This window comes from Oceanicola granulosus HTCC2516, from assembly GCF_000153305.1.
Taxonomy (GTDB): domain Bacteria; phylum Pseudomonadota; class Alphaproteobacteria; order Rhodobacterales; family Rhodobacteraceae; genus Oceanicola; species Oceanicola granulosus.
Window position 1 is genome coordinate 50,740 of record NZ_CH724112.1, and the last position, 8,666, is coordinate 59,405.

Annotated in this window: 5 protein-coding genes; 4 read left to right on the forward strand and 1 reads right to left on the reverse strand. The window is 72.3% G+C overall.

Annotation, left to right across the window (positions count from 1 at the left end; translation table 11 throughout):
- Positions 1 to 11 precede the first annotated feature (11 nt).
- Positions 12 to 824 (reverse strand): ABC transporter permease, encoded by an 813-nt coding sequence (locus OG2516_RS18770; RefSeq protein ID WP_007257311.1) that lies wholly within the window; start codon positions 822 to 824, stop codon positions 12 to 14.
- An 88-nt stretch (positions 825 to 912) separates the two neighbouring features.
- Here OG2516_RS18770 and OG2516_RS18775 point away from each other — a divergent pair, with 88 nt between their 5' ends.
- From OG2516_RS18775 to OG2516_RS18790, 4 genes are all read left to right on the forward strand, one after another.
- Positions 913 to 2,331 (forward strand): KpsE/RkpR family capsule polysaccharide export protein, encoded by a 1,419-nt coding sequence (locus tag OG2516_RS18775; RefSeq protein ID WP_007257312.1) that lies wholly within the window; start codon positions 913 to 915, stop codon positions 2,329 to 2,331.
- A 13-nt stretch (positions 2,332 to 2,344) separates the two neighbouring features.
- A complete protein-coding gene (locus OG2516_RS18780; protein ID WP_007257313.1) occupies positions 2,345 to 2,998 on the forward strand; it encodes an ABC transporter ATP-binding protein in 654 nt (217 codons plus the stop codon).
- A 201-nt stretch (positions 2,999 to 3,199) separates the two neighbouring features.
- Complete coding sequence (locus OG2516_RS18785; protein ID WP_007257314.1) at positions 3,200 to 7,390, forward strand: calcium-binding protein; 4,191 nt, start codon at positions 3,200 to 3,202, stop codon at positions 7,388 to 7,390.
- Positions 7,391 to 7,532: 142 nt separating this feature from the next.
- On the forward strand, positions 7,533 to 8,666 hold a 1,134-nt coding region (locus OG2516_RS18790), incomplete at its 3' end, for a UDP-galactopyranose/dTDP-fucopyranose mutase family protein (RefSeq protein ID WP_007257315.1).

The following is an 8,666-nucleotide window of genomic DNA, read 5'->3' on the forward strand; positions in this document are numbered from 1 at the left end:
ACCCCGACGCGTCAGCGCTCCAGCACGTCCTTGTGATACCGCGCCACCAGCAACAGCCCGAGCGCGATCAGCGTCATCGAGATCCCGTAGACGTAGATCCGCGACACGTAGGTCGCCTCGTACATCGGGTAGACGGCGGTGCGCATCAGGCCGGTGACGTGCATCACCGGGTTCCACCAGACCACCGCCTGCGCCGCCTGGGGCAGGTCCTCGTAGAGGAACAGCACCCCCGAGACGATGAACATCGGCCGGGTGACGATCGACCAGACGGTGTTCCACAGCGCGAAGAACGACAGCAGCACGCAGTTCACCAGCCCGACCCCGACGCCGATCATCCACGCCATCGTGTAGGCCTCGAGCGCGGGGCCGAATTCCACCGTGGCGCGGGTGTCGGACAGGGCGAGGACGGTGCCGATCACGATGTAGCCCACCAGCAGCCCGGTCATGCCGTTGAGGATGATCCGCGCCAGCACCGCGTCGATCCAGGTCACGATCGGGTAGGTCAGCAGGGCCTTGGAATAGCTCAGCGAGCGCGAGGCCGACTTCTGCATGGTGTTGTAGTAGGTGAAGGGCAGCATCCCCGTCGCGTAGAACAGCAGGAAGCTCGTCCCCAGCGGCGGCGAGCGCAGCATCAGCGAGAAGCCCAGCGACAGGAACGCCACCATCCCCGCCGGCTCGAGGATCGCCCAGATGTAGCCGCCGGGCGAGCGGCCGTAGCGCGTGGCCATTTCCCGCAGGATCAGAGCCGTGATGGTGCGGATGCTGGTGCGGAACGGGTGGGGCCGGTGGCTCGGCATGAGCGGAGGAGGGATCGTGGCGGTCATCGCGCGTCTTCCAAGCTGGCAATCCGTCGGCGGACTATGTAGAAAAGGGCACTCAAGATCAAACCCGTTCCGGGGTCGAGGCAGCCCAGTGGCAGAGAACGCGAAACCCGAGCGAGACCGGGACGACCCGACGCCGGCCGGCGCCGAGGGCGTCTCCGAAGTCATGCCTTTCCGCCGCAGCGCCGAGACTGCCCCCGAGGCCGGCGCCGCGCCGCGCGCGGCCCCTGCCCCGCCGCCGGAAACCCCCGCCGCCCCCGCGGCCGCGGAGCCCGCCGCCGAGCCGCCCGCCGCGAAACCCGCCGAAACAGAGCCGTCCGAGAAGAACAGCTCCGGCTCCGGCTCCGGCCGCAAGCGGCGCAGCCGGCGCGACCCGCCGCAGGTCGTCGAGGTCGCCCCGGTGGCCAAGCCGGCCCGGATGCGCAAGCGGCACTGGGGGATCATCTTCGCCTTCCTGCTGGTCTTCGCCCTGCCGCTGGCCGGCGTCGCCTGGTATCTCTGGGAGCGCGCCGTCGACCAGTACGCCTCCACCGTCGGCTTCACCGTGCGCCAGGAGCAGGGCGGCTCGGCCTCCGAGCTGCTCGGCGGGCTGTCGCAGCTCACCGGCGTCAGCGGCGGCAGCACCGACACCGACATCCTCTACGAGTTCATGCAGTCCCAGGCCCTCGTCGGCGCCGTCCACGAGCGTCTCGACCTGATCGAGGCCTATTCCGGCCCCTACGCCCAGGATCCGGTCTTCGCCCTCGCCCCCGATGCCGGGATCGAGGAGCTGACCCGCTACTGGCGCCGCATCGTGCGGATCTCCTACGACCAGGCCAGCGGGCTGATGGAGCTCCGGGTGCTCGCCTTCGACGCCGACACCGCCCAGGCCATCGCCCGCGAGATCCTCGCCCAGAGCCAGGTGCTCATCAACGAGCTCAACGCCACCGCGCGCAACGACACGCTGCGCTACGCCGAGGCCGACCTCGCCACCGCCGTCGAGCGGGTCAAGGAGGCGCGCGAGGCGCTGACCCTGTTCCGCACCCGCACCCGCATCGTCGACCCGGAAACCGACGTGCAGGGCCAGACCGCGCTGATCAACAACCTCCAGCAGCAGCTCGCCGCGGCGCTGATCGAGTACGACCTGCTCACCGAGAGCACCTCCGACAGCGACCCCCGCGTCACCCAGGCGCAGCGCCGCATCGAGGTGATCGAGCAGCGCATCGCCGCCGAGCGCGAGTCGACCGTGTCGGGCGACGAGTACCCGCAGCTGCTGGCCGAGTACGAGAGCCTCGTGGTCGACCGCGAGTTCGCCGAGGAGAGCTACCGCGCCGCCCTCGCCGCGCTCGACGCCGCCCGCGCCAACGCCTCGCGCCAGACCCGCTACCTCGCCGCCTACGTCGCCCCGACCCTGCCGCAGGTGGCCGAGTATCCGCGCCGGCTGACCCTGCTGGGGCTCGCGGCGGGCTTCCTGTTCCTGTTCTGGGCCGTGATGTCCCTGATCTACTACAGCATCCGCGACAGCCGCTGAGATCCGCCGTCCGATGATCCGCTTCGAGAACCTGTCCAAGAGCTTCTGGATCCGGGGGCGCAAGAAGGTCGTCATCGACAACCTCAACCTCGAGCTCCCCACCGGCAAGTCGCTCGCCCTGCTGGGGCGCAACGGCGCGGGCAAGTCGACGCTCCTGTCGATCATCGCCGGCATCCTCGCCGCCGATTCCGGCCGGGTGGTGAGCGACGGCACCATCTCCTGGCCCGTGGGCTTCGGCGGCTCGCTCAACAAGGACCTCACCGGCGCGCAGAACGTCCGCTTCGTGGCGCGGGTCTACGGGGTCGACAGCGAGCAGCTGATCGCCTTCGTGCAGTCCTTCGCCGAGATCGGGCAGCATTTCCACATGCCGGTGCGCAGCTACTCCTCGGGGATGCGCTCGCGCCTGGGGTTCGGCCTGTCGATGGGGATCCGCTTCGACACCTACCTCATCGACGAGGTCACCGCCGTCGGCGACGCCAACTTCACGCGCAAGAGCCGGGCGGTGTTCCTCGAACGGGTCAAGACCGCGAGCGCGATCATGGTGAGCCACCAGATGGGCTCGCTGCGCAAGTTCTGCGACACCGGCCTCGTGCTCAACAACGGCCGGCTGGAATATTTCGAAGACCTCGAGGAAGCGATCCGCCGGCACGAGAAGCTGCTGGCGTAAGGGGCATCGGGGGGTGCGCAATGAATGCGCACCCTACGGTGGGGGCGCCTGTAGGGTGCGCATTCATTTCGCACCGGCCTGCACCCAGATCCCGCCAATTCGACACAAATCGCCCGGGCTCGTCCCCGCCTTGCCGCACGGTGCGCGCGGGGTTGCCCCCTGCCCCGCCGAGGGTCGGCCGACAACGGCGGAGGGCGGGGCGTGGCAGAGTTCAGGGTGCGCAAGGTGGCGCGGGCGGGGGATGACCGGCTCGATCACGGGATCACCGGGCTGCAGGTCGTCGAGAGCGGCGGCAACACGGCGGTCTATGTCACGTCGGGGCGCTTCGGCGGGCTGACCGGGTGGGAGCTGCGCGACGGCGGCCTGCGCAAGAGCGACAGCAAGATCTACACCGGCGGGCTCGAGACCGGCGCCGCCCGGGGCCTCGCGGAAATCGCCGCGGGCGCGGGCAGGGAGCTGCTCGTGGGCACCGACATGGCCGGGCGCTACAGCCTCTACGGCATCGACGCCAGCGGCGACATCTCGGGCCTGCGCCACGCCAGGGCCCCCGCCTCCGCCCCCGCGCCCGGCTGGCTGCGCGACGCGGTGCAGGACGGCGCGGGCAGGCTCTATGTCGGCGCCAACGGCGTCACGCTCTACGACGAGACCGGCACCCGGGTCGGCGACGCGCGCCAGGCCGGGAGCGCCCCCGTCGCCGCCGTCGCCACCCTGAAGCCCGGCAGCAACCGCCTCCTGCTCGCCGCCACCGAGGGCGACAACGGCCTCACCGCCTACAAGGTCACCGGCAGCGCGGTCACCGTGACGGGCCGGGTCGGCGCCGAGAGCGGGGTCGGGATCATGGCCCCGACCGATATCGCCACCGTCGAGATCGCCGGCACCGCCTTCGCCGTCCTCGCCTCGTCGGCAGGCAAGGCCGGGGCGCTGAGCGTGATGCGGGTCGGCACCGGGGGGGCGCTCGAGCTGGTCGACCACGTGCTCGACAGCCTGCACACCCGCTTCGGCGGCGCGCAGGCGGTCGAGGCCATCGAGATCGGCGGGCGCGGCTACGTGGTCGCCGGCGGCGGCGACATGGGGCTGAGCCTGTTCGCCCTGCTCGAGGACGGCCGCCTCGTCCATCTCGACGCCATCGCTGACACCACCGACATCGCCCTCGGCGGCGTCGAGGCGATCGCGCTGGCCGAGCGCGACGGCGACCTGCTCGTCTTCGCCAGCGCCGCCACCGACAAGGGCATCACCGAGCTGAAGGTCGCCCTCGACAGCGGCTCCGAGAAGCGCGCCGGCAGCGGCGGCGCGACGCTCTCGGGCGGCGCGGGCGACGACCTGCTCACCGGCGGCGACGGTGCCGACAGCCTCAGGGGCAGCGGCGGCGACGACATCCTCGTCGACGGCGCCGGGGCCGACCGGATGAACGGCGGCGCGGGCGACGACCTGTTCGTGCTCTCCGCCGACGGCGCGCGCGACCGCATCGACGGCTTCGACGAGCGCGACGACCGGCTCGACCTCACCTCCTGGCCGTTCCTGTTCGACGCGAAACGGCTCGACATCGGCGAAAAGAGCTGGGGCGCGCGCGTCACGTGCGACGAGGAGGAGCTCGACCTCTACAGCGCCGACGGCAAGAGCCTGAACCGCAAGGCGGTGCTCTCGGCCATCGACACGACCGGCCCGGGCCGCACCTTCAAGGCCCCCGAGCGCAACCGCACCGGCGGCGACGGCAGCGACCTGCTGCACGGCAGCTGGGGTGGCGACCGCCTGTTCGGCGGCGGCGGCGGCGACAGCCTGTTCGGCGGCGCGGGCGACGACAGCCTCGCGGGCGGCGCGGGGGGCGACGTGATCGAGGCCGGGACCGGGGCCGACACCGTCGACGCGGGCGCGGGCAACGACAGCGTCGACGGCGGCAGCGGGCGCGACAGCATCCTCGGCGGCACCGGCGCCGACACCCTCGCGGGCGGCGCCAACCGCGACGAGATCGACGGCGGCGCCGACGCCGACCGCCTGACCGGGGGCGACGGTGCCGACAGGATCTGGGGCGGCGCGGGCGGCGACAAGCTCGAGGGCGAGGACGGGGCCGACACGCTCTGGGGCGGGGCCGGGCAGGACCGGGTCTTCGGCGGCGCCTCCGACGATCTCGTCTACGGCGGCGACAGCGCCGACGAGATGCGCGGCGGCGACGGCGCGGACCGGCTCGAGGGCGGGGCGGGCGCCGACAGCCTCTCGGGCGGCGCGGGCGACGACCGCCTGCTGGGGGATGGCGACGACGACCTGCTCGAGGGCGGCGACGGCGACGATTCCCTCTCCGGCGGCGACGGCGACGACACGCTCACGGGCGGATCGGGCAAGGATCGTCTCTCGGGAGGCAACGGCAACGACCGGCTCAAGGGCGAGAGCGGCGACGACCGGCTCTGGGGCCGTTCCGGCGCCGACAGCCTGTCGGGGAGCAGCGGCGCCGACAAGCTCTGGGGCGGCGACGGCAACGACCGGCTCGCCGGCGGCGACGGGCGCGACAGCCTCCACGGCGAGATCGGCAACGACCGCCTCGCGGGGGGCAACGCCGACGACGCGCTCGACGGCGGCAGCGGCGACGACCGGCTCGAGGGCGAGGACGGCCGCGACCGGCTCACCGGCGGCGACGGCGACGACCGCCTGCTCGGCGGCGCCGACGCCGACAGCCTCTACGGCGGCAACGGCGACGACACGCTCGACGGCAGCACCGGGGCCGACCGGCTGGAGGGCGGCTCCGGTGCCGACAGCCTCTCGGGCGGCAGCAGCGCCGACCTGCTCTACGGCGGCAGCGGCCACGACCGGGTCAAGGGCGGGTCGGGGCGCGACAAGCTCTACGGCCACGGCGGCAACGACGCGCTCTGGGGCGGCTTCGATGCCGACACGCTCAGCGGCAGCACCGGCAACGACCGGCTCTACGGCGGCTCGGGCAACGACCGGCTCGACGGCGACGGCGGCAACGACGTGCTGCGCGGCGACGACGGCAACGACCGCATCGACGCCGGCCACGGCGACGACGACGTCGAGGGCGGCGCGGGCAGCGACACCGTCCGGCTCGGCGACGGCCGCGACCGGTTCGCCGCCGGAAGCGGCTCCAATTCAGGCGATACGGTCTATGGCGGGGCCGGGGCCGACAGCCTCGCCGGCGGCAACGGCGGCGACCGGCTCGAGGGCGGCAGCGGCTGGGACCGGATCGGCGCGGGCGGTGGCAACGACCTGGTGCGCGCCGGGACGGGGGCCGACAAGGTCTGGCTCGGCAGCGGCAACGACCGCTTCGAGGACGAGGCCGAGACCGGCAGCGCCGGGCGCGACCAGATCCGCGCCGGCAGCGGGCGCGACACCGTGATCGGGCGCGGCGGCAGCGACCTGATCTGGGGCGAGGACGGCGCGGATTCGCTCGCCGGCGGCAGCGGCGCCGACCGCCTCTATGGCGGCAGCGGCGACGACCGCATCGCCGCCGGCGACCATGCCGACGAGGTCACCGGCGGCTCGGGCGGCGACTGGGCCGACCTCGGTGCCGGCGACGACCGCTTCGAGGCGGGCCGCAGCGACCGCTCCGCCGACACGGTCGCGGGCGGCAGCGGCGCCGACCGGCTCTCGGGCGGCGCGGGCAACGACCGGCTGAGCGGGCAGGGCGGGCGCGACGCCCTGCTCGGCGGGACGGGCAACGACCGGCTCCGGGGCGGCGACGGCGCCGACAGCCTCTGGGGCGGCAACGGCCACGATGCGCTCTACGGCGGTTCGAGCGGCGATCGGCTCTGGGGCGGCGACAAGAACGACCGGCTGTTCGGCAACGGCGGGGCCGACCGCCTCTACGGCGAGTCCGGCGCCGACAGCCTCGAGGGCGGCACCGGGCGCGACCGGCTCTATGGCGGCTCGGGCGGCGACCGGCTGTGGGGCGACGAGGACAAGGACCTGCTGAAGGGCCAGTCCGGCAAGGACAGGCTCTATGGCGGCGGCGGGGCCGACAAGATCAAGGGCGGCTCCGACAACGACCGCCTCGAGGGCGGCGGCGGCAAGGACCGCATCGACGGCGGCAAGGGCCGCGACAAGATCGACGGCGGCAAGGGCAACGACCGCCTCGACGGCGGCGCCGGCAGCGACAGGATCAAGGGCGGCGCCGGGCGCGACAAGATCGAGGGCGGCTCGGGCAAGGACGTCCTGACCGGCGGCAGCGGCGCCGACGATTTCATCTTCGACCGCCGCTCCGGCCGCGACCGCATCCGGGATTTCGACCCCCGCCGCGACGAGATCAAGCTCGACGACGTGAAGCGCCGCCAGGTGGACATCGACAAGGCGAAGGGCGGCCTCGAGATCAGCTGGAAGGGCAACGAGATCCTGCTCGAGGACATCCGGCCGGGGCAGTTCGGCCTGGGGGACATCGATTTCATCTGATCGGGCGGGGGGTGCGCAATGAATGCGCACCCTACATCCCTGGCGTGCGCGGATGTTTCGCGCGCGAAACATCCGCCGGCGTGGCGTTGTATCGGTGCTTCCGCCATGCGACAGGACGGGCCGGGCAAGGATGGAGCGGGCGATGCATGTTCTCTTGGTGGGCGCGGGGCTGTCGGGGGCGGTGATCGGGCGGCGGCTGGCGGAGGCCGGGCACCGGGCGACGGTGATCGACGCGCGGCCCCACGCGGCGGGCAATTGCCATACCGTGCGCGACCCCGAGACGGGGGTGATGGTCCATGTCTACGGGCCGCACATCTTCCACACCGACGATGCGGAGGTGTGGGACTACGTCAACGGCTTCGCGCGGTTTCTCCCGTACAAGAACCGGGTCAAGACGACGAGCCGGGGGGCGGTCTATTCGCTGCCGATCAACCTCCACACGATCAACCAGTTCTACGGGAAGACCTTCCGGCCCGACGAGGCGCGCGCCTTCCTCGAGACCCAGGCCGACACCTCGATCACCGATCCGCAGACCTTCGAGGAGCAGGCGCTGCGCTTCGTGGGGCCCGATCTCTACGAGGCCTTCTTCAAGGGCTACACCGAGAAGCAGTGGGGCTGCTCGCCCACCGAGCTGCCCGCCAGCATCCTCAAGCGGCTGCCGGTGCGGTTCAACTACGACGACAACTACTTCTTCCACCGCTTCCAGGGGATGCCCGAGCAGGGCTACACCGCGATGATCGAGGCGATCCTCGACCATTCCGGCATCGACGTGCATCTCGAGACCCCCTTCGCGCCGGAGATGGCGGGGCGTTACGACCACGTGTTCTGGTCGGGGCCGCTCGATGGCTGGTTCGGCTACGATCTCGGCCGGCTCGGTTACCGGACGCTCGATTTCGAGCGCTTCACCGACCGGGGCGACTGGCAGGGCTGCGCGGTGATGAATTACGGCGATGCCGACGTGCCCTGGACGCGGATCACCGAGCACAAGCACTTCTCGCCGTGGGAGAGCCACGAGGGGACGGTGCTCTACCGCGAATATTCCCGCGCCTGCGCGCCCGAGGACGTGCCCTACTACCCGATCCGGCTGGTGGCGGAGAAGGCGCTGCTGGCGGAGTACGTGGCGCGGGGGCAGGCGGCGGAAGGGGTGACCTTCGTCGGCCGGCTCGGAACGTACCGCTACCTCGACATGGACGTCACCATCCGCGAGGCGCTCGACACGGCGGGCGCGGTGCTCGAGGGGATGGCGGCGGGGCGGCCGCCGCCGGCCTTCGTGCAG